This is a genomic window from Bradyrhizobium sp. Kon58, from assembly GCF_055807455.1.
In genome coordinates this window covers 66,382-86,223 of record NZ_JBVVOT010000005.1, presented here as the reverse complement: position 1 = coordinate 86,223, position 19,842 = coordinate 66,382, and the positions used below count along the sequence as shown (strand labels likewise).

Here is a 19,842-nt window from a genome sequence, read left to right as displayed (position 1 = left end):
CGACTCAGCAGCGGCAACGGCCCACCCGGTTGATTACTGGGTTGTCCTGGATGCTGCAAGAATAAGGCGGTCGGACGGCGGCAGGTCAAACCGCGGCTCGACACCGAGAAGCGGCGCGATCCGCTCGATCACCTTGCCGCCGGTCGGCACCGCGTTCCAGCCCGAGGTGATGAAACCCTTCGTTTCCGGAATCGCCTGGGGCTCGTCCAGCATGATCAGAATCTGATATTTTGGATCGTCGCAGGGCATGATTGCGGTGAAGGAGTTGAGCACCCGCTTCTTGGCATAGCGGCCGTTGATGACCTTCTCGGACGTGCCGGTCTTGCCACCGACATAGTAACCTTTGACGTCAGCGGTCTTGGCGGTGCCGATTTCGGCATTGAGCCGCATCAGGAACCGCATCTTGTCGCTGGTCTCCGTCTTGATGACGCGCTTGGCCATCGCCGCTGCTTCGGATTCGGTGCGCTTCATGAAGGTCGGCGGAATCAGATAGCCGCCGTTCACCAGCGCGTTGATGCCCATCACCGCCTGCAGCGGCGCCACCGACATGCCCTGGCCGAACGCGATGGTCACCGTGTTCAGCTCGCCCCAGCGACGAGGGATCAGCGGCGCCGCGCTCTCCGGCAACTCGGTGCGCAGCCGCGTCAGTTGGCCCATCTTGGCGAGGAACGCCTTGTGGGCCTCGACGCCCTGGCCGAGCGCAATCCGCGCGGCGCCGATATTGGACGAGAAGGTGAACACTTCCTTGGTGTTGATGAAGCGTCCGAGCGCGTGGCTGTCATGGATGGTGAACTTGCCGTAGTGCAGGTTTCCCCGTGCATCCCACATCGAGTTCAAATTGATCTTGCCGGAATCGAGCGCCATCGCCAGCGTGAACGCCTTGAAGGTCGAGCCCATCTCGTAGACGCCGGTGGTCAGGCGATTGATGCGGTCGGGGTCGTGCGCTTCCTTCGGATTGTTGGGATCGAAGTCCGGCAGGGAGACCATCGCCACGATCTCGCCGGTCTTGACGTTGGAGACGATGCCGGACGCCGCCTTGGCGTGGTATTTCTCCTTGGCCTTCAGGAGCTCGTCACGCAGGGCGTGTTCGACGCGCAGATCGACCGAGAGCTCGATCGGCTTTTGCAGCCGGTCGGTGGCAAAGCCCGCGCGGTGGAGATCTGCGAGCCCCTGATTGTCGAGCCACTTCTCCATGCCGGCGATGCCCTGGTTGTCGATGTTGACCAGACCGATGAGGTGGGCGACCTCGTTGCCGGTCGGATAGACGCGCTTGTTCTCGCGCAGGAAGCCGATGCCGGGAATGCCGAGCTTGTGGATGTCTTGCTGCTGCTTCGCCGTGATCTCGCGCTTGAGCCAGACGAAGCCCTTGCGCGTCTTCAGGCGCTCGCGCACCTCGGCCTCGTCGAGGTCGGGCACGGTGGCGGTCAGAAGTTCGATTGCCTCGTCCTTGTCGATGATGCGGCGCGGCTCGCCGAACAGGCTCGACGCCTTGACGTCGGTCGCGAGGATCGCGCCGTTGCGATCGACGATGTCGGGCCTCGCGGTCGCGACCACCTCCTGCGCTGCGGCACGGCGCGCGCCGTGGGCGTCGGCGCCGATCGCGAACATCACGAGCCGGCCGCCGATCAGGGCGTAGACCGCGCCGAAGGCGAGCATCGCCAGGCCGACGCGCGCCCGCGCCTTGGCCGCGCGATCGACGTTGCGCCCATAAAGCAGGCTGCGGATCAGCCGCTGCCGCCAAGGCTCGGTCGGCTTTTCAGGTTTGGCCGGGGTCACAGCACTCATGGCTTGTCCTCGGGCTGAGGCACGGAGCCCGTCACATTATCGGGGTCGCTCGCGGCTTCGATGGTGTTGAGCATGGCGCCGATCGGATCGGGCTCGCCCGGCCTGAACATCCGCGGCGGACGCTCGGGCAAATTCTTCAGTGAATCATATTGCGTGCCGTTGACCGGCTTGAGCTGCAGATGCCGGTCGGACAGGCCTTGCAGGCGCAGGGGTGCATCGAGCTTGGCCCATTCGGAGCGCAGCGCCGCGATCGCATCGCGCTGCTCGCGGATCTCCGCATGCAGCCGCAGCACCTTTTCGGTGCGCGCCGTGGAGTCCATCTTGATCCGGTAGACATAGGCCGCCGCGAAGATTAGCGCGCCGATGACGAGGAGGTGGATGAAGCGCATGCGCTAGCCACCTCTCATGACGTCGGAGAGTTTTGGCCAGGACGATTGCTCGCCATCGTCATGCGCGGGCGCCGAGGTGCGCTCGGCGGCGCGCAGTTTTGCCGACCGCGCGCGCGGGTTATGCGCGACTTCGTCCTCGCCCGCGATCACCGGCCGCCGCGTCAGCAGCTGAAAGCTCGGCACCGCCTGAGACACTTCCGGCAAATGGCGTGAGCCGCCACCTGTCTTGCTGCGCTCGGCGAAGAAATTCTTGACGATGCGGTCTTCCAGCGAATGGAACGAGACGACCACGAGGCGACCACCGGGCTTGAGCACACGCTCGGCAGCAATGAGTGCGTTCTGGAGTTCCTCGAGCTCTTCGTTGACGAAGATGCGCAGAGCCTGGAACGTCCGCGTCGCCGGATGAATATCGCCGGGCTTGGAACGAACCACCCTGCCGACGAGATCGGCGAGCGCGCGCGTGGTCGCGAACGGCGTCTCCTGGCGGTCCGCGACGACAGCGCGGGCGATGCGGCGCGACTGCCGCTCTTCGCCGAGGAGATAAATGATGTCGGCGAGATCGCCTTCCGATGCGCGCGCCACGACATCGGCCGCAGTCGGGCCTGCCTGCCCCATCCGCATATCGAGCGGACCATCGAGGCGGAACGAGAAGCCGCGGCCGGCCTGGTCGAGCTGCATCGAGGACACGCCGACGTCCATCACGACGCCGTCGAGGCCTTGCGCCGCGCAGATTTCGGCGAGGTTGGAGAAGCGGTCTTCAACGAGCGTCAGCCGGCCCGCGGAGCGTTCGACCAGCTCGGCGCCGCCCTCGATCGCAGTACGGTCGCGGTCAATGGCGATCACCCGGGTTCCCGGCACGTCGAGGATCGCGCGGCTGTAGCCGCCGGCACCAAAGGTCGCGTCGATATAAAGGCCGCCTTCGCGTGGGGCGAGGTGGTCGATGGCCTCGCGGCCAAGAACGGGGATGTGCGGAGCCGAGCTCATGCGCCAAGCCTGCCGAGCGCCCCGCCGGACTCCCAAGTGAGATCGGGGACGAACAAGCTCATAACGCCTCGAATGATTCCGCGTCGCGGCGGTTCCACGACCCAACCCCCGTCCAACATGGTTACCGTGCCCGGTCGTCCCGGGCCACCAACCCAGTATTCCCCTTGGAATTTGTCGGGCAGCCATGGGATTTCGAGCCAAAATACGCTTTGGCCGCCTCGGGACGCAGGTCGGCTCTTCATCTCTCAGTAACGGCCCTTAGCGTTAAGAAAGCGTTGATCGACTCGCGACAAGTCGAAAAGCTGACGCGGCGGTGATGCTTCATCCACACACATGCGCCAAAATGCATCCGTTAACCTCGTCGCGCGGTTGCGCACGGCGGAGGGTAAAGGAATAGTAAAGAGAAGGGCTTGGCCCACTCTCTGTCTGTCTCGAGCTGTTTATGTCGTCCGGTTCGTCCACGCCGTCTGGATCTGATTCGAAGCGTCAACGCGTTCTCCCGGTTCCCAAGGCCGCCGCGAACATGCGGACGTTCGAGCCGGATTCCTCGATCGTCTCCGACATCATCCCCTCACCGAACCATGGCGACCGCAACAAGGGCCGGCAGCCCGATATGATCGTGCTACATTACACCGGCATGCCCGACGTCGAAGGTGCGCTGGCGCGGCTCTGCTCTGCGGGCACCGAGGTGTCGGCACATTATGTCGTGCTGGAAGACGGCCGCATCGTGCAATGCGTGCCGGAGGCCAGGCGTGCTTGGCATGCCGGCGTGTCCGCCTGGGCCGGCGAGGATGACATCAACTCCTGCTCGATCGGCATCGAGATCGTCAATCGCGGCCACGATTGGGGTTATCCCGAGTTTCCGCTGCGCCAGATCGCCGCCGTGATCGCGCTGTGCCGCGGCATCATGCTCCGCCGCAAGGTGCCGGCGCACCGGGTGCTCGGCCACTCCGACGTGGCGCCCGCGCGCAAGAAAGATCCCGGCGAAAAATTTCCGTGGCATTCGCTGGCCAATTCCGGCGTCGGCCACTGGGTCACGCCCGCGCCGGTGGTGCGCGGCGAGAGCCTGATGCTCGGCACCATCAGCGACGAGGTGCTGAGCCTGCAGCAGGCGCTCGCCCGATACGGCTACGGCGTTCCCCTCACCGGCAAATACGACGCCGCGACCATGGAAGTCGTCACTGCGTTCCAGCGCCATTTCCGCCCGGCGCGACTGGATGGGGTCGCGGATCACTCGACACTGTCGACCTTGCAGGCGCTGTTGGGGAGTCTCCCTCAGGAGACAGCGACTATCGCGTCGACGTGACGGCGACTGCCACACCCCGTCATTGCGAGCGAAGCGCAAGTGCTCCTCGCAATGACGGAGTATGTGGCGGCTACTCCATCTCCCTCATCCTTCGCGCGTACAGCCGTCGCAGCGGCTCCAACTGCGTCGCCTCCGTCGCCGCGCGATAGGCGTCGCGCGCCTCCTCCTTCCGGCCAAGCCGCCGCAGCAGATCCGCCCGCACCGCCGGCAACAGCTCGTAGCCATGAAGCCCGCCGCGTGCGGCGGTCGCATCCACGAGATCGAGTGCGCGCGCGGGGCCATCGACCATCGACACCGCCGCCGCGTGGTTGAGCTCGATCACCGGCGACGGATTGATGCGCAATAGCACTTCGTAGAGCCCGGCAATCTGCGGCCAGTCTGTCTGCTCATAGCTCGGCGCGCGCGCATGCAGCGCAGCGATCGCGGCTTGTACTGCATAGGGCTGCGGCCGGCCGGGCACGCGCAGTGCGTCGTCCACCAGACGGAGACCCTCCTCGATCTGTGCACGGTCCCACCGCGAACGATCCTGCTCTTCCAGCAGCACGATGTCGCCCGCAGCGGTCTGACGCCCTGCGCGGCGCGCATCGTGCAGCAGCATCAGCGCCAGCAGGCCCTTGATCCCCGCGCGATCGGGTAACAGCCGGTCGAGCAAGCGGCCAAGCCGGATCGCCTCGGCCGCAAGATCGGGTCGCATCAAATCCGCACCTGACGTCGCCACATAGCCTTCGGTGAAGACCAGATAGATTACGGCAAGCACACCCTCGAGCCGCGGCACCAGCGTGTCGCGCTCGGGGACCTCATAGGGAATGCCAGCGAGCCTGATCTTCTGCTTGGCGCGGACGAGACGCTGCCCCATCGCATCTTCAGTGACGAGGAAGGCGCGCGCGACCTGCGCCGTGGAGAGCCCGCAGACGGTGCGCAGCGTCAGCGCGACCTGGACTTCGGGCGCAAATGCCGGATGGCAGCAGGTGAAGATCAGCCGCAGCATGTCGTCGTCGAGCATTGCCGGCGGCTCGGCGGGCGCTTGCGCGTTCAGCTCGAGCTCGTGCACGAGCGCCTGCTCCTTGCCGCGGAAGACGGCCTGGCGCCTGATACGGTCGATCGCCTTGTGCCTGGCGACATTGACCAGCCAGGCACGCGCATTGTCGGGGACCTCGCACGCCGGCCAGCGCTCCAGTGCCACCGCAAAGGCGTCCTGGAGCGCGTCCTCGGCAAGATCGAAATCGCCGACGAGGCGGATCAGCGTAGCCAGCGCCCGCCCCGCCTCGTCGCGGAAGATCTTGTCGGTCTCGGACAATGTCATATGTCGATGCGCGGCCGCGCTATCACTTGTCGTAGACCCAGATCGGCCGCACCTCGATCGAGCCGATGCGCGCCGACGGAATCCGCGACGCGATCTCGATCGCGGTATCGAGATCCTTGGCCTCCACGAGGTAATAGCCGCCGAGCTGCTCGCGCGTTTCGGCAAACGGGCCGTCGGTCGTCAGCGTCTTGCCATCGCGCACGCGCACGGTCGTCGCGGTCGTGGTCGGCTGCAGCCGGTCGCCCGCCTTGAAATTGCCGCTCTGGATGATGCCTTGCGTGAAGGTCTGATATTCCGCCGTCATCTGCTGGCCGGCCGCCGGACGCATATTCGCGTACTCGGCTTCGTTCTGGTAGATCATCAGCAAATACTGCATCGCTTAACTCCTGTTGCACGGCTTGATCGCCGACATCCAGTCGAACGGAGCCCGCGCCCAACGACATCTTCAGGATAAATTATTTCGGGCGAACCGTGCATGGCGATATCGGCTTGCGGAACCGACACAAATGCTTCATGCGTAAGCCGTCAGTCGGCCGGACGGCCGCTCCGGCAAGTGCCGAAAGGCCGCCGGGGAGGAAAGTCCGGGCTCCCTTGACATACGGTGCCGGATAACGTCCGGCGGGGGCGACCCCAGGGAAAGTGCCACAGAGAACGAACCGCCCGCCTTCGCCCCTTCGGGGCTTCGGCGAGGCAGGCCCGCAAGGCTTGCCACGTCGTAGCAGCGTCAGCTGCGTAGACGGGTAAGGGTGAAAAGGTGCGGTAAGAGCGCACCGCGGCTGCGGCAACGGAGCCGGCATGGTAAACCCCACCGGGAGCAAAACCGAATAGGGACGGCGTAGCGGGCTGTTCGCGAAAGCGATAACGCCGCGGGGCGATGTCAGGCCCGCCGTCCGGGTAGGTTGCTCGAGGCCATGTGCAAACATGGTCCCAGAGGAATGGCCGTCACGTATCGTTCGCGCAAGCGGACGGTGCCTTACAGAACCCGGCTTACAGGCCGGCTGATATCCTAACGCGTTTTCGAGCGAAGTGGTTTTCCGGTTCGCGTGAAGAAAACGCGTCTTACCAAGAAGTGACGAGGGGTTCGATGCTGACCGCATCGGGCCCCTCACCATTTGGGCGCTCACTATCCGACGATCTCTTGCAACACGCCCATCAACGCCTCCGGCGCCGTCACGTTCGGCGCATGGCTTGCGTCGAGTTCGAAAGTACGCCAGCCATCCTCGCTCTTGGTGCGCTTCGCAAACTGCCCGAACACGTCGCCCGGCGGAATGCGCGTGCAATAGATGTAGCTCCGCGGCATCACCGGCTCGCCATGTTCGAGCTTCAGCTTCGTCTCGAAACATTTGATCGGCATGTTGATCCGGCGCGCGTTGAGCCAATCGAGATCGGCCTGCGGCGTATCCGGCGGCGGCGGGTTCGGCGGGATGCGATAGCCGTCGCCTGAGCTTGCAGCCTTGCGCATCGGCTCGCGCCCGCCCTCATGGAGATCGAACAGCGATTGGCCGTCACGCGGCACGAAGGCGTCGAGATAGATCAATTGCGTCACCCGCTCGCGCGCGCGATCGGCGACGCCGGTGGCGACCATGCCGCCATAGCTGTGGCCGAGCAGCACGATGTCCTCGAGGTCCTCGAATCTGATGACGTTGAGAATGTCCTGGATGTGCGTATCGAGATCGATCGCGGGACTGGCCAGATGCGCGCGCTCGCCGAGCCCGGTATAGGTCGGCGCAATCAGGCGATGGCCGGCCTGCGCCATCAGCGGGTGCATCTTCTTCCAGGCCCACCCGCCGGACCACGCGCCGTGACAAAGCAGGAAGGTTTTTGAGCGTGCGGCCATCGGCGTTTCCATCGTTCTTGTTTGTACGATGGAGTGTAGCGGCCGGTCGCGCGATGTAAACGCTACGGCTCCTTAAGCCGCGCGCGTGTTCACCTTGACGAAAACGGGTGCACCCTGACCAGCTTTGCGCCGCAGCTTGCCCGCCTCAAAACCATGCATGCCGATCTGCCATTGCAGCCCGACGATGGCACCCTTGGTCGGCTGCAGCAGCGCGAGCGAGGCGAACAAGGTCACCGGCAGCCACACAGCCAGTTGCAGCCAGACGGCCGGCGCATAGGCGGTCTCGACCGCGAGGATTGCCGGCACCACGAGATGGCCGACGACGACCATCACCAGATAGGCCGGGAAATCGTCGGCGCGCTGGTGAAACAGCTCCTCGCCGCAATGGTCGCAGGTATCCGCCACCTTCAGGAAACGGCCGAACGCGTGCCCCTCGCCGCAATTGGGGCATTTGCCCAAGAAACCGCGCCACATCGCTTTCGTGAGAGAGACTGAACCGGTCGCCATGACCCCACCTCTTCCTTTTCTACGATCCATACAATAATATATTGCATCCATACATTCAAAGGATATAGGCCTTAATTGCATGGATTGGACCCCTACAATCTCGGAGCTGAGCGGGCCGCGCTATCAGCGCATCGTCGAGGCCATGGAGGCCGATATCGCGGCCGGCCGGCTGGTGCGTGGGCAGCAATTGCCGACGCAGCGGGCGCTGGCAAAGGCGCTCGGCGTCGACCTCACCACGGTGACGCGCGCCTACACCGAGGCGCGGCGCCGCGGCATCATGGAGGCCCGGGTCGGCCAGGGCTCGTTCGTGTCGGAGACCAGCGCGCGCCGCGCAGTCGACCTGCCGCATCCCGTCGCGATCGACCTCTCGATGAACGTGCCGCCGCAACCACTCGAAGCGCAGCTCGACGAGCGCATCATCGCCGGGATGGAAGCCATCCGCGCGAAATCGGGCCTGACGGCGCATCTCAACTATCAGCCGCCCGGCGGCAGCGCACACGAGCGCGAGGTCGCGGCGCGATGGATGCGCGCACGCGTACCGCATGCGCATGCCGACAGGCTCGTGATCTTTCCCGGCGCGCAGACGATCCTGTTCAACCTGCTCGCCCATCTCGCACGCCCCGGCGACGTGATCCTCACGGAGGCCCTCACCTTCCCCGGCATCAAGGCCGCCGCGGCGCGGCTCGGAGTCAAGCTCGTCGGCGTCGCCATGGATGACGGCGGCATGCTGCCCGACGCGCTGGCGAAAGCTTGCCGCACGCATAGACCGAAAGCGGTCTATCTCATTCCGACGCTGCACAATCCGACCACCGCGACGCTTCTTCCCGAACGCCGCAGCGCCATCGCGAAGATCATCAACGATGCCGATACGATTCTGATCGAGGACGACGCCTACGGGCTGCTCGATCGCTCGGCATCGCCGATCGCCAATCTCATTCCGGAACGGACATATCTCGCGACCACGCTGTCAAAATGCATCGCGCCCGCGCTACGAGTTGCCTATCTGACGACGCCCGACAGCAGCTCGCAGCGGGAGATGCGCAACTATTTGCAGGCGACGGTGCAGATGCCGGCGCCGCTGATGGTCGCGCTGGTGACGCATTGGATCGAGACCGGCATCGCCGACCGCATCATCACCGCCATCAGGAGCGAGGCCGTCGGCCGCCAGCAGCTCGCGCAACGGGCGCTCAAAGGATTCGAGTTCCAGGCCAAGTCCGCCGCTCACCATCTGTGGCTGCGGCTGCCGGAGGGCCGTCCGGACGTCGCGGCGCATCTGCTGCGGAATGGACTTGCAGTGGTCGCCGGCGAGGCCTTCACCGTCGACGGGACCCCGCCACACGCGGCACGCGTCTCGCTTGGCGCCGCGCGCAACAGGGCGGAATTGACGGAAGCGCTACGCATCCTGGTCGGCGCGCTGCACAGGCCCGCCGACACCAGACAGATCGTCTAGCAATAGCCTATTGATGCTGGCGGCGATGCCGCGAGCGCACGACCGGCGCGACGGGGGACGGATAGGCCGCATAGGCTTCGCTCGGCGCGACGGACTCGCCGCGGGCCCCGCGCCCGGCTGGCGTGAGCTGGCCGCCATTCAGAACATCGCGGTCGGGATGGGCAGCCTGATAGGCCGCGGGCTCGGAAAACTGGGCTTGCGCTATTGTCGGCATCAAGGCGGCCGCCGACACCAGCGCGGCCGCGACGGCTATCTTCGTGCGGGTCATCGTCCTTCTCGATATGCTCATTCGGGAGTCTGGCCGATCGAACCGCATGATAGCGTCGAGCGGGCCCCAGGTTGAAGTACGAGCATCATGTAGGCCTGTCTTTCGCGAACGCCCGCCACTGCGGATCACGCTTGCGTGCGGTTTTGAAATTGACCTGCACCGCCGCAGCTGTGCTATGCGAGCGATGGCGATCAACAGTTCGGGATCGCCCAGGCGACAGGGACAATCTGTTGGAAATACTCACCTACGCGCTGCTGCTGCTCGGCGCACTGGCCGGGGGCTTCGTCTCGGGCCTTGCCGGATTCGGCACGGCGCTGATGGCGCTCGGCATCTGGCTCTACGTGCTGCCGCCCTCGCTCGCGGTGCCGCTGGTGCTGATCTGCTCGGTGATCGCGCAGAGCTCGACGCTGCCGTCGATGTGGAAAAGTTTTGATCTTTCGCTGGTCTGGCCGTTCCTGATTGGAGGACTGATCGGCGTGCCGCTGGGCACCATGCTGGTCGCCTCCGCCGATCCAAAAGTCTTCAAGCTGAGCGTCGGCGTGCTGCTGCTGATCTTCTCGACCGCGCTGTACCTCAACAAGAAGCCGCTCGCCGTCACCTTCGGCGGCCGCATTGCCGACGGCGCGATCGGCTTCGCCGGCGGCATTCTTGGCGGTCTCGCCGGACTGTCGGGGCCACTGCCGATCCTGTGGGCCAACATCCGCGGCTGGAACAAGCACGAGCGGCGCGGCATCTTCCAGCTCTTCAATTTCACCGTGCTCGCCACCGCTTTGGTGTTGCAGACGGCCTCGGGCCTCGTCGCGTTCAAGGTGGTCTGGCTCGCGGTGGTCGCATTTCCGGGCACGCTGATCGGCGCATGGGCCGGCGCGCGCGTCTATCACGCGCTGAGCGACAAGCATTTCGGCGATGTCGTGCTCGGTCTGTTGTTCCTGTCGGGCCTCGGCCTCGTCTGGAACAGTTTGGGCACGCACTAGCTCCGTATTGTCTTCGCCGCGAGCGCCACGCCGCCGGCAATTCCGACGCCAAGCACGTAGATCCTCCCCCTCGGCAACAGCAACGCGATCAGCGCGACGGAGCGGCCTGGCGCGCGAGAGCGCGCCGCCCAGATCCGGGGACAAGCGCTCGCTACGCGGGCGCGCGTACAGGAGACGCCACGGGCTCGGGGGCAGCCTGCTCGGGGGACTCCTCGTGCCGAAGCACCACAAGGCGCTTCCTGAATTCACGCCGTAGCAGCCACAAGCTCAGGGCCGCCTGCAGCGTGGTCGTCGCGATCGACAGGTACCAGACATGCTCCATCCGAAAGCCTGGCCACGTCGAGAGCCAGATCGACGGCAGGGAATAGGTGAGGACCCGCGTTGCCGAGGTCAACAACACCGGCTTGGTGTTGCCGAGCCCCTGAAACAGGCTGGAGCAGGTGAAGATCAGGCCCTGCGCCACCATGTTGAGCGAGACGATGCGCAGGAAAAGCGAGGCAACCGCCATCGTCTCCTGATCTTTCGAGAAGCCGGTAAGCAACAGACCAGGCACGAGCTGCGCCGGGATCAAGAAAACAATCATCACGGCGGTCGCGACAAGCGCCGCCTTGACAAACGTCTCCCTCACGCGCGCTCCATTGCCGGCGCCGAAGTTCTGGCCGGCGATCGGTCCTGCGGCAAGGGCGATGGCGAGCGCCGGCATCTGCATCAGGCCGAGGAGACGCGTCCCGATGCCAAATCCGGCCTGTGCCGCCGAGCCGAAAACGCTCAGCACGTAATAGCCCACGGCCATGATGATGAAGACCATCGCGAACTCGCCGCCTGCAGGCAGGCCGACATTGAGGATCCTCTTCCACTCTCGAAGCTGCGGTCGCCATTGCGCGGGATTAAAGGCGACATAGCGTTCCAGTTTCAGGAAATACACCAGCAGCATCAGCACACCGATGAAGACGGCAATCGAGCTTGCGAGGCCCGCTCCGGCAACACCGAGCGCGTGCCCGGTGCCCCAACCCGAGATCAGGACCGGCGCCAGCGCGATGTTGATGGCCACTGCAAGCGCTTGAACCACCATGCTCGGTCGCACGATGCCCGTCGCCCGCAACGCAGACGCCATGACTTGCGACGCAAACTGCAGCGCCAAAGCCGGCATGAACCAGAGCAGATAAATCGCGCCGGCTTCGACCGTGGCCTCATCGGCCGCGACCGCGCGCATATATGGGCGCGACAATACGAAGCCCGCGCCCAGGGTCAGGAGCCCGAACAGCACCGATAGGAGGACCGACTGGTTGAAGACGAGGTTGGCGTCGCCGCGATCCTTGCGCCCCACCGCGTGCGCCATCAGTGCCACCGTGCCGACGCCGAGCACCTGCATCAGCGCATTGACGAGAAAGCCGGCATTGCCGGCCGCGGCGACGCCTGCGATTGCCGCATCGCCCAGTCCCGACACGAAATACAGGTCGACGAGCTGGCAGATCATGATCGTGATCATGCCGACCACGATCGGTGGCGCCATGCTCAGGATGTGGCTCACGATGGAGCCGCGTGTCAGGTCCTTCATGTCATCCATCCTCTGGCGGCGCGACGGCGGGCTTTCGTCTCGCCGGCCGCGCGCCCCTCATTCCGCTGCTGCGATCTGTCCGAGCTCCACCACCTGGCGCTCGAACAGGCCGCGATAGATGCCGCCGGGCTTGGCCGCGAGCCTGGCATGCGTGCCTTGCTCGACGATCTCGCCGCGGTCGAACACCAGGATGCGATCGAGGCTCTTCACCGTCGACAGCCGGTGCGCGATCACGATCGAGGTGCGGCCTCGCATCAGCCGCTCCATCGCCTGCTGGATCAGCGCCTCGGATTCCGAATCGAGGCTCGAGGTCGCTTCGTCCAGGATCAGCACCGGCGCATCGGCCAGGAAGGCGCGCGCCAGCGCCACGCGCTGCCGCTCGCCGCCGGAGAGCTTGACGCCGCGTTCGCCGACCAGCGTGCCGTAGCCCTTGGGCAGGCGCACGATGAAGTCGTGCGCGTTGGCCAGCCGTGCCGCCTGCTCGATCGCCTCCAGGCTGGCGCCGGGCCGGCCATAGGCGATGTTCTCGGCGAGCGAGCGGTGAAACAGGATCGGGTCCTGCTGCACGATCGCGATCTGGCTGCGCAGCGAATGCTGCGTCGCCTTAGCGATGTCTTGCCCATCGATCAGAACGCGGCCGCCGGTGACGTCGTAGAGCCGCTGCACCAGCTTGACGAAGGTGGTCTTGCCGGAGCCGGAACGGCCGACGAGACCGACGCGTTCGCCGGCGCGGATCGTGACCGACAGTCCGTCATAGAGCGGCGCGTGATGGCCGCCGTAATGGAACGTGACGTCGTCGAACACCAGCTCGCCGCGCTCGATCGCGATCGGCCGCGCGTCCGTCGCGTCCGCAATCCCGATCGGCTCGTCGTGGATCGCCACCAGCTCCTCCATGTCGTTGACCGAGCGCTGCAGGTTGTTGATGTGCATTCCGACGTCGCGCAAATAGGCATGGATGACGTAATAGCTCGTCAGCACATAGGTGACGTCGCCGGGCGAGGCCCGCCCCGACATCCACAGCAGCACGGCGCCGCCGATCACGGAGGCGCGCAGGGCCAGCAACACCGAGAGCTGCGCCAGATTGGTGTAGTTGTAGCGCAGCCAGGTCCGCCGCACGCGCACGCGCCAGCGGTTGACGACACGGGCAAGCCGCGCATCCTCGCGCGCCTCCGCGCCGAACGACTTCACCACGGCGTTGCAGGTCAGCGCATCCGCCAGCGTGCCGCCGACCTTGGTGTCCCAGGCATTGGAGATGCGCGCTGCTGGCGCGATGTAACGCGTCGAGAACAGCACCGTCATCGTGACATAGGCCAGCGCGCCCAGCGCGATCACCGCGCCGAGCGAGGCCCAGTGCACGCCGAGCAGGATCATCGACCCGATCAGCACCAGCAGCGACGGCGCCAGCGCCATCAAGATGGTGTCGTTCAACAGGTCGAGCGCCCACATGCCGCGGGTCACCTTGCGCACCGTGGATCCCGCGAAGGAGTTGGCGTGCCAGTCGGTCGAGAACCGTTGCACGCGCATGAAGGCTTCCTGCGCGACCTCGGACATGATCTTCAGCGAGAACGGCACGATGGCCTGGAGGCCGGTCAGCCGCAGCACCATGGAGGCTGCGCCCAGCGCCACGATACCGCCCAGCGCCATCAGCGCCGCGTGACGCGCGGCGGGATCGGATGGGCCGCGCGTCAGGGCGTCGACCAGATGTCCGGAGAAGACCGGCATGAACAGGTCGGCGATGGTCGCACCCAACAAGCCGCCGGCCACGACGAGGGTACGCCCCGGCTGCTTCAGCCAGTGCCGGAACACGAAGGGCAGCACCACGCGTATCGCCGCGGGCCTTTTTGACAGAGCGGTCATGGCATCATCCGGCCGCTTATGCCGCGGGCCGGCTCCATTGATGGACGCAGGCCGGCCGCGAGGGCCGAGACGGCGTCACTTGAAGTTGGGTTTGACTTGGGAAGCGGAGCGATCGGGACTGGAAGCCCAATCGAAGCTGGCGGAAGAGGCCTCTAGGAGGCCGAGCAGATACCGAGCCAGAACATCATCGAGCGCGGGCGTGCGATCTGCGAATGCGACGAAATCATGCAAATCCTCCCGGTTCGATGGAATGAGGTGCGCTTTATAGATGTGTCAGTGGTGATTTGCAACGGGGCTCGCGCGAGATCACGCACGAGTGTTGCAAATTGGTGCGCGTCGCCGCGCGCTCCTCCGTCATGCCCGCGTAGGCGGGCGTCCAGTACGCCGCGGCGCCTCGGCTCTATTACATGCTTTTCGGAATACTGGATCGCCCGGTCAAGCCGGGCGATGACACCGAATGAGTGGCTGGCTTAATGCGCGTCGCCGCTGGCGCCGAACGGCGAGGCCGGCTTCTTCAACAGCGTGACGAGCAGGGTGAGGCCGAGATAGAACAGCGTCAGGATGAAGAAGGCATCGCCGAAGCCCATCACCACGGCCTGGCGATGCACGAGCTGCGACAGCTGCTTCATCGCCATCAGGGTGGAATCGCCGAGCCCCTGGAACTTCTGCATGAACATGGTCAGGGTTTCGGTCGCGGTCGCGTTGCCCCAGGTCACGCGCTCCTGCAGGCGCGTGATGTGCAAATCGGTGCGGTCGTTGAGCACGGTGTTGATGACGGCAAGACCCACCGCGCCGCCGAGATTGCGCATCAGATTGAAGAGGCCCGAGGCGTTCTTCACCCGGTCGGGCGCGAGCGTGCCGAGCGCGATGTTGTTGGTCGGCACCATCGCGAACATCATACCGATGCCGCGCAGGATCTGCGGAATCAGCAGCTCGTAGAAATCGTAGTCGCGCGTGATCCAGGTCATCTGGTAGGAGCCGAGCGCGAACACGACGAGCCCGAATGCGATCATGTAGCGCATGTCGTACTTCGCCATCAGACGGCCGACCACCGGCGCGACCAGGAACATGGTGATGCCTGAGACGAACATGGTCTCGCCGATCATCAGCGCGCTGTAGCCACGCACTTCGGCGAGGTAGCGCGGATAGATGTAGGTGAGGCCGTAGAGGCCGATGCCGATGCAGAACTGAAGGACGCAGCCGATCGCGAAATTGCGATTGGAAAAGGTGCGCAAATTGACGATCGGCTCGGCCGCCGTGAAGACGCGCCAGAAGAAGGCAATCGCGGAGATGCCACAGATCCAGGCGCAGATCGCGACCGAGGGGTCCTGCATCCATTCATATTGCGGCCCTTCCTCCAGCACGTATTCCAGCGTGCCCAGGAAGCCGGCCATGAACAGCAGCCCCCACCAGTCGAAACGATCGAGCAATTCGAAATGCGGCTCGTCGAAATCGACCAGCGCCAGCACGCCGATAGTGATGCCGATGCCGGGCACGACGTTGATGAAGAACAACCAGTTCCAGGACATCAGGTCGGTGATGTAGCCGCCGACGGTCGGTCCGATGGTCGGCGCCAGCGTCGCGACGAGCCCGATGATGGGACCGACGATGTGGAATTTGGTGCGTGGGAAGACGGTGTAGGCGGAGGCGAACACCGTCGGGATCATGCCAGCGCCGAGAAAACCTTGCAGCGCGCGCCAGAGGATCATCTCCTCGATGGTGGTGGCAAAGCCGCAGAGCAGGCTCGATGCGGTAAAGCCGGCCGCCGAGATCGCGAACAACAGCCGCGTGCCGAAGGCGCGCGACAAGAATCCCGACAGCGGGATCGCGATCACTTCGGCGATCAGATAAGCGGTCTGGACCCAGGAGACTTCACTGGAGCTTGCGGACAGGCCGGCCTGGATTTCACTCAGGGACGCCGAGACGATCTGGATGTCCAGGATCGACATGAACATCCCGAACACCATGATGATGAAGGCGAACAGCCGCTTCGGCGCGATGCGCTCCGAAGCGGTGTCCGCCATCATGGCAGGTGAAGCGGTCGTGGCGTTGGCCATGGTCTAACCTCGCGGCGCAGGCGCGCTACTGCGGATGGATCATGGTGGCGTCGTCGAGATCGACCTCGCTGTCGGCGTCGGCCGCGCCCTTGTTGGTGTCGACCGTCGCAGTGACCGACATGCCGGCACGGAGCAGGTTTTGCTTCGCGACCGACTTCGGCACGCGGATGCGGACCGGCACGCGCTGCACGATCTTGGTGAAGTTGCCGGTGGCGTTGTCAGGCGGCAGCAGCGTGAATACCGAGCCCGAGCCCGCCGCGATGCTGTCGACGACACCGGAGAACTTGCGCATGCCGTAGGCGTCGACCTTGATCGTCACCGGCTGACCGGGGCGGATGCGCTTGAGCTGGGTCTCCTTGAAATTGGCGTCGATATAGACGTTGTCGAGCGGCACGACGTTGCCGAGCCGCTGGCCCACCGCGACGAAGTCGCCGGCGCTGACGAGCCGGTTCGAGAACGTGCCGTCGACCGGCGCGCGCACCGCGGTGAAGGCGAGATCGCGCTCGGCCTTGGCCAGCGTGGTCTTGAGCTCGGCGAGCTGCGCCTGCGCTTCGGCCTGCTGCGCCTTGGCGACGTCGACATTGCTGAGCGCGACGTCGTAGGCGGCCTGCGCAGCCTTGACCGCGGCGGCGCCCTGGTCGCGTCCGGCTTCGGAGCTCTCGAAGGTGGCGCGCGAGGCAAACCCCTTGTTGCTCAGCGCCTGCTGGCGCTCATAATCGAGGTCGGCGCGCTTGAGGCCGGCTTCGGCGGAGACGAGCTGCGCCTTGGCCTGTGCGACCTGGCTGTCGAGTGCCGCGACCTGGCGGCCGATGCGATCGATGGTGGCCTGCTGGGTCGCGATCCTGGTCGCGGCGGCGTCGACCGCGATCTTGTAGTCGCCGTCGTCGATGCGGAAGACGATGTCGCCGGCGCGGACCCTCGTGTTGTCGCCGGCGAGGATCGAGGAGACGTGGCCGGCAACGCGCGCGCCCAGCATGGTGTTATTGGCGCGGACATAGGCGTCGTCGGTCGCGACGTAGAAGCGGCCAACCAGGGTGTAATAGCCGGCATAGCTCGCGGCCGCGAGCGCCAGCACCAGCCCCACTCCCATCATCACGAATTTGCGCTTGCCGGACTTCGGCGCGCCGGCGGCGGCGGGCGCGTCTGGGGCTGCGGCCGGCTTGTCGGTCACGGGCTGCTCCGGCGCCTCGCTGGGGCGGCGCTTGGTTTCCTCGGCCACATGAGAGCGCAACTGCTCGGCGAGAACCACAGACGTCTCGGTGGCAGCGTCACCACCCGCGGGCGTCGGCGTCTCCACGGCGTCCGGGCGAAGGACGCGCGCAGCCTGGTCTCTCACTACGGCCATGAAGGCCTCCCCAAAAAAAGCGCGATGAGGGACGGCCGCCGTGCGGCCGGGTCCCTCTCGCCGATCCCAAATATCATTGACCGAACGGTTCGGTCAATATAGATAATATTCCCGGGCAGACCCTACTGGCCCGAATCCTTTATTTCGGTTTCATGACCCTCGACCGATGCAAAAACCTTCCGAGACCCTGAACCAATGGTTGTAGCCGACCGCGAACATCTGCACGTCATCCAGGAGGAGGACAGCTCCAAACGCCGCCAGATCCTGGACGGGGCCCGCAAGGTGTTCATGGATCTCGGGTTTGACGGCGCCAGCATGGGCGAGATCGCCCGCGCTGCTCAGGTCTCCAAAGGCACGCTTTACGTCTACTTCGCCGACAAATGCGCGCTATTCGAAGCCATCCTCGAGCAGGAGGCGCTCCAGCACGGGCAGGTCGCGTTCAATTTCGATCCGGCACGCGATGTTGAAACCACGCTGAAGGATTTCGGCCGGGCCTACAACCGTCTGCTGTGCCGGCCCGGCGGCGGATCGGCGATCCGTACCGTGATGGCGATCGCCGAGCGCATGCCCGATCTCGGCCGCCGCTACTATGCGCGGGTGCTGGACAAGTCCATCAACCGCCTCTCCGACTATCTCAACACCCATGTCGCCTCCGGCGATCTCGCGATCGACGATTGCGATCTGGCGGCGTCGCAGTTCATGGAACTGTGCAAGGCCTCGCTGTTCCTTCCCTTCGTCTTCCAGGCCGCGCCTGCGCCGTCCGAAGAGCGAATGAGCGAAGTCGTCGACAGCGCGACACGGATGTTCCTGGCGGCTTATCGGGCGAAGTAGCCGCGCAAAATAACCTCTCGCCGTCATTGCGAGCGCAGCGAAGCAATCCAGAATCTCTCCGCGGGAACACTCTGGATTGCTTCGTCGCTTCGCTCCTCGCAATGACGGCTGAGTTGCGCCTGTAGAAGTCTCAGCATTATATTTGGGCTCATGTCCCGTGATCTCCGCCCGCCGGTCGATATCCTCCATTACGAGATTGTCCAGGAACAGGCCTCCGCGCTTGGACGGATGGGCCGCACGCTCGAGCAGGCGCTCGCGCGCTTGCGCGAGTTCGACGCCGCCCATGCCCTCCCTGAGGCGCCGGCCTCGATGCAGCCAGCCAGGCGCAAGCTGGTGATGGACGCCGGCCACGCGCTCTGGATGTTCGTGGTGCAGCGTGAGGCGACCGGCCTTCGCGACAGCCGCCACATCATGCGGACCTACAACGTCCCGTCCGAGGTGCAGCTGTGCATGGGGCTGGTCCCAGCACCGTCGAAGTCGGGCTGAAAATGATTTTCGACGGCGCCGGAATACGTGAAGAACAGGTACCGAGAACCGGACATATGCGGTGCAGCGATAACCGGCTTTGCCGCTGGAAAGCCTGATCCGTCTTGCGCTTATGCTCCGATTGCGCGGAGCGCCTTATAGCCCGCGGCAACCGACGCCATAGATTTGATTCTTCCGTCTTCGAGCGCTTTAATCACTTCCTGCAGCGACATCAATACAACTTCGACTCCTGACGCCTCTTCCAATTCGTCAAGGCGTTGCCTGCCTGTCAGCGCACATCCGCTCGCAAGGAAAATATGCACTAGATTCGAATTCTTGGTTGAATCGTCAAAGCAAGTTCCGAGGTCGATCATGTCGCTCGGCGAATAGCCGGTCTCTTCTTCAAGCTCCCGCGCTGCTGCCGTCATCGGTGATTCCGACTGAAAGGTGCCGGCCGGGAATTCCAACGTGATTGCCTGCACGCCATGCTTATACTGCCGAACGAGGATAAGATCGTTTTCTCTTGTGAGCGGGACCGCAATAGCCACATTAGGCCGCTGCGAGACAAAGTAGTCGTCAACAACGCGCCCATTGGGCAATTTAACGGTGTCTCGCCGGAGCTTATACCAGCGGTGGTCGAAGGCCATTTCGCTCGACAGTAGTGTCCAAGGCTGAATCAAGAGACCTTCCTCGCTGGTGAGATGGCCGTTTGAGGTTAACTGGCCCGTTCCGGCACTGGCGACTCCAATTCGTCCTGCACCGCGTATAGCAGATTCAATCGCCTGAGCCAGACCGTGCGTGAATCTGGCAATCGAGTGTTCGCGCGCATTGCGCGAGCCGCGCCATGTCCGAAGTGGGAAGGCTGCCCATCATGCTCAACGCGGGAGACTTCCGTCTTGCGCCGGTAGCTGACCTTTATGAGTACA

Annotated in this window: 18 protein-coding genes and 1 other RNA gene; 6 read left to right on the top strand and 13 right to left on the bottom strand. The window is 64.7% G+C overall.

Features of this window, described 5'->3' with window-relative positions:
* Positions 1–33 precede the first annotated feature (33 nt).
* Genes AC0L20_RS11330 through rsmH form a run of 3 tightly spaced genes read right to left on the bottom strand, consistent with a single transcriptional unit; the run spans position 34 to position 3,158 of the window.
* Positions 34–1,785 carry a peptidoglycan D,D-transpeptidase FtsI family protein gene (locus AC0L20_RS11330; RefSeq protein ID WP_473288591.1) on the bottom strand — a complete coding sequence of 584 codons (1,752 nt, stop codon included), beginning with the start codon at positions 1,783–1,785 and terminating at the stop codon, positions 34–36.
* Positions 1,782–2,174 carry a cell division protein FtsL gene (gene ftsL, locus AC0L20_RS11325; RefSeq protein WP_007600843.1) on the bottom strand — a complete coding sequence of 131 codons (393 nt, stop codon included), beginning with the start codon at positions 2,172–2,174 and terminating at the stop codon, positions 1,782–1,784. The genes AC0L20_RS11330 and ftsL overlap by 4 nt, the downstream gene beginning before the upstream one ends.
* A 3-nt stretch (positions 2,175–2,177) precedes the next feature.
* Positions 2,178–3,158 carry a 16S rRNA (cytosine(1402)-N(4))-methyltransferase RsmH gene (rsmH, locus tag AC0L20_RS11320; RefSeq protein WP_473288590.1) on the bottom strand — a complete coding sequence of 327 codons (981 nt, stop codon included), beginning with the start codon at positions 3,156–3,158 and terminating at the stop codon, positions 2,178–2,180.
* 523 nt (positions 3,159–3,681) lie between these two features.
* On the opposite strand from rsmH, the gene AC0L20_RS11315 reads away from it, so the two are divergent.
* The gene (locus AC0L20_RS11315) at positions 3,682–4,464 is read left to right on the top strand and encodes an N-acetylmuramoyl-L-alanine amidase (RefSeq protein ID WP_473288589.1); all 783 of its coding nucleotides are present in this window, start codon (positions 3,682–3,684) and stop codon (positions 4,462–4,464) included.
* Positions 4,465–4,534: 70 nt separating this feature from the next.
* Here the strand turns inward: AC0L20_RS11315 and AC0L20_RS11310 are convergent, their stop codons facing one another.
* Both AC0L20_RS11310 and AC0L20_RS11305 read right to left on the bottom strand, forming a co-directional pair.
* On the bottom strand, positions 4,535–5,767 hold the full coding sequence (locus tag AC0L20_RS11310) for an RNA polymerase sigma factor (RefSeq protein ID WP_473288588.1): 1,233 nt from the start codon (positions 5,765–5,767) through the stop codon (positions 4,535–4,537).
* A gap of 22 nt (positions 5,768–5,789) precedes the next feature.
* Positions 5,790–6,143: a YciI family protein gene (locus tag AC0L20_RS11305; protein WP_007600836.1), complete on the bottom strand. Its 354-nt coding sequence runs from the start codon at positions 6,141–6,143 to the stop codon at positions 5,790–5,792.
* Positions 6,144–6,292: 149 nt separating this feature from the next.
* Between AC0L20_RS11305 and rnpB the strand changes: the two genes are divergently transcribed.
* An RNA gene (gene rnpB / locus AC0L20_RS11300) (RNase P RNA component class A) lies at positions 6,293–6,773 on the top strand.
* 117 nt (positions 6,774–6,890) lie between these two features.
* Here the strand turns inward: rnpB and AC0L20_RS11295 are convergent.
* The gene (locus tag AC0L20_RS11295; RefSeq protein WP_473288587.1) at positions 6,891–7,604 is read right to left on the bottom strand and encodes an alpha/beta fold hydrolase; all 714 of its coding nucleotides are present in this window, start codon (positions 7,602–7,604) and stop codon (positions 6,891–6,893) included.
* Between the two features lie 72 nt (positions 7,605–7,676).
* Positions 7,677–8,141 carry a DUF983 domain-containing protein gene (locus AC0L20_RS11290; protein WP_473288586.1) on the bottom strand — a complete coding sequence of 155 codons (465 nt, stop codon included), beginning with the start codon at positions 8,139–8,141 and terminating at the stop codon, positions 7,677–7,679.
* A 49-nt stretch (positions 8,142–8,190) separates the two neighbouring features.
* Here AC0L20_RS11290 and AC0L20_RS11285 point away from each other — a divergent pair, with 49 nt between their 5' ends.
* Positions 8,191–9,561, top strand: a complete 1,371-nt coding sequence (locus AC0L20_RS11285; RefSeq protein WP_473288585.1) for an aminotransferase-like domain-containing protein — start codon at positions 8,191–8,193, stop codon at positions 9,559–9,561.
* 7 nt (positions 9,562–9,568) lie between these two features.
* Here the strand turns inward: AC0L20_RS11285 and AC0L20_RS11280 are convergent, their stop codons facing one another.
* Positions 9,569–9,829, bottom strand: coding sequence for a hypothetical protein (locus AC0L20_RS11280; protein WP_473288584.1), 261 nt, complete (start codon positions 9,827–9,829; stop codon positions 9,569–9,571).
* Between the two features lie 230 nt (positions 9,830–10,059).
* On the opposite strand from AC0L20_RS11280, the gene AC0L20_RS11275 reads away from it, so the two are divergent.
* Positions 10,060–10,803, top strand: coding sequence for a sulfite exporter TauE/SafE family protein (locus tag AC0L20_RS11275; protein WP_456768403.1), 744 nt, complete (start codon positions 10,060–10,062; stop codon positions 10,801–10,803).
* A gap of 151 nt (positions 10,804–10,954) precedes the next feature.
* Here AC0L20_RS11275 and AC0L20_RS11270 read toward each other — a convergent pair whose 3' ends face one another.
* The 4 genes from AC0L20_RS11270 to AC0L20_RS11255 all read right to left on the bottom strand — a co-directional run bounded on the left by AC0L20_RS11270 (position 10,955) and on the right by AC0L20_RS11255 (position 17,620).
* Positions 10,955–12,361, bottom strand: a complete 1,407-nt coding sequence (locus tag AC0L20_RS11270) for an MATE family efflux transporter (RefSeq protein ID WP_456768402.1) — start codon at positions 12,359–12,361, stop codon at positions 10,955–10,957.
* Positions 12,362–12,418: 57 nt separating this feature from the next.
* The gene (locus tag AC0L20_RS11265) at positions 12,419–14,218 is read right to left on the bottom strand and encodes an ABC transporter ATP-binding protein (protein WP_473288583.1); all 1,800 of its coding nucleotides are present in this window, start codon (positions 14,216–14,218) and stop codon (positions 12,419–12,421) included.
* Positions 14,219–14,688: 470 nt separating this feature from the next.
* Positions 14,689–16,275 (bottom strand): DHA2 family efflux MFS transporter permease subunit, encoded by a 1,587-nt coding sequence (locus tag AC0L20_RS11260; RefSeq protein ID WP_473288582.1) that lies wholly within the window; start codon positions 16,273–16,275, stop codon positions 14,689–14,691.
* Positions 16,276–16,300: 25 nt separating this feature from the next.
* Positions 16,301–17,620 carry an HlyD family secretion protein gene (locus tag AC0L20_RS11255; protein ID WP_473288581.1) on the bottom strand — a complete coding sequence of 440 codons (1,320 nt, stop codon included), beginning with the start codon at positions 17,618–17,620 and terminating at the stop codon, positions 16,301–16,303.
* Positions 17,621–17,815: 195 nt separating this feature from the next.
* Between AC0L20_RS11255 and AC0L20_RS11250 the strand changes: the two genes are divergently transcribed.
* Both AC0L20_RS11250 and AC0L20_RS11245 read left to right on the top strand, forming a co-directional pair.
* Positions 17,816–18,451: a TetR/AcrR family transcriptional regulator gene (locus AC0L20_RS11250; RefSeq protein ID WP_456768399.1), complete on the top strand. Its 636-nt coding sequence runs from the start codon at positions 17,816–17,818 to the stop codon at positions 18,449–18,451.
* A gap of 150 nt (positions 18,452–18,601) precedes the next feature.
* A complete protein-coding gene (locus tag AC0L20_RS11245; RefSeq protein ID WP_473288580.1) occupies positions 18,602–18,937 on the top strand; it encodes a DUF6665 family protein in 336 nt (111 codons plus the stop codon).
* A gap of 110 nt (positions 18,938–19,047) precedes the next feature.
* Here AC0L20_RS11245 and AC0L20_RS11240 read toward each other — a convergent pair whose 3' ends face one another.
* Entirely contained in the window at positions 19,048–19,596 is a 549-nt protein-coding gene (locus tag AC0L20_RS11240) for an NUDIX hydrolase (protein WP_473288579.1), read from the bottom strand.
* Between the last annotated feature and the right edge of the window lie 246 nt (positions 19,597–19,842).

Bases quoted from the DNA above. Each gene is read 5' to 3' on its own strand.
- AC0L20_RS11330 (WP_473288591.1), bottom strand. From the start codon at position 1,785: ATGAGTGCTGTGACCCCGGCCAAACCTGAAAAGCCGACCGAGCCTTGG.
- ftsL (WP_007600843.1), bottom strand. From the start codon at position 2,174: ATGCGCTTCATCCACCTCCTCGTCATCGGCGCGCTAATCTTCGCGGCG.
- rsmH (WP_473288590.1), bottom strand. From the start codon at position 3,158: ATGAGCTCGGCTCCGCACATCCCCGTTCTTGGCCGCGAGGCCATCGAC.
- AC0L20_RS11315 (WP_473288589.1), top strand. From the start codon at position 3,682: ATGCGGACGTTCGAGCCGGATTCCTCGATCGTCTCCGACATCATCCCC.
- AC0L20_RS11310 (WP_473288588.1), bottom strand. From the start codon at position 5,767: ATGACATTGTCCGAGACCGACAAGATCTTCCGCGACGAGGCGGGGCGG.
- AC0L20_RS11305 (WP_007600836.1), bottom strand. From the start codon at position 6,143: ATGCAGTATTTGCTGATGATCTACCAGAACGAAGCCGAGTACGCGAAT.
- AC0L20_RS11295 (WP_473288587.1), bottom strand. From the start codon at position 7,604: ATGGCCGCACGCTCAAAAACCTTCCTGCTTTGTCACGGCGCGTGGTCC.
- AC0L20_RS11290 (WP_473288586.1), bottom strand. From the start codon at position 8,141: ATGGATCGTAGAAAAGGAAGAGGTGGGGTCATGGCGACCGGTTCAGTC.
- AC0L20_RS11285 (WP_473288585.1), top strand. From the start codon at position 8,191: ATGGATTGGACCCCTACAATCTCGGAGCTGAGCGGGCCGCGCTATCAG.
- AC0L20_RS11280 (WP_473288584.1), bottom strand. From the start codon at position 9,829: ATGACCCGCACGAAGATAGCCGTCGCGGCCGCGCTGGTGTCGGCGGCC.
- AC0L20_RS11270 (WP_456768402.1), bottom strand. From the start codon at position 12,361: ATGAAGGACCTGACACGCGGCTCCATCGTGAGCCACATCCTGAGCATG.
- AC0L20_RS11265 (WP_473288583.1), bottom strand. From the start codon at position 14,218: ATGACCGCTCTGTCAAAAAGGCCCGCGGCGATACGCGTGGTGCTGCCC.
- AC0L20_RS11260 (WP_473288582.1), bottom strand. From the start codon at position 16,275: ATGGCCAACGCCACGACCGCTTCACCTGCCATGATGGCGGACACCGCT.
- AC0L20_RS11255 (WP_473288581.1), bottom strand. From the start codon at position 17,620: ATGGCCGTAGTGAGAGACCAGGCTGCGCGCGTCCTTCGCCCGGACGCC.
- AC0L20_RS11250 (WP_456768399.1), top strand. From the start codon at position 17,816: ATGGTTGTAGCCGACCGCGAACATCTGCACGTCATCCAGGAGGAGGAC.
- AC0L20_RS11245 (WP_473288580.1), top strand. From the start codon at position 18,602: ATGTCCCGTGATCTCCGCCCGCCGGTCGATATCCTCCATTACGAGATT.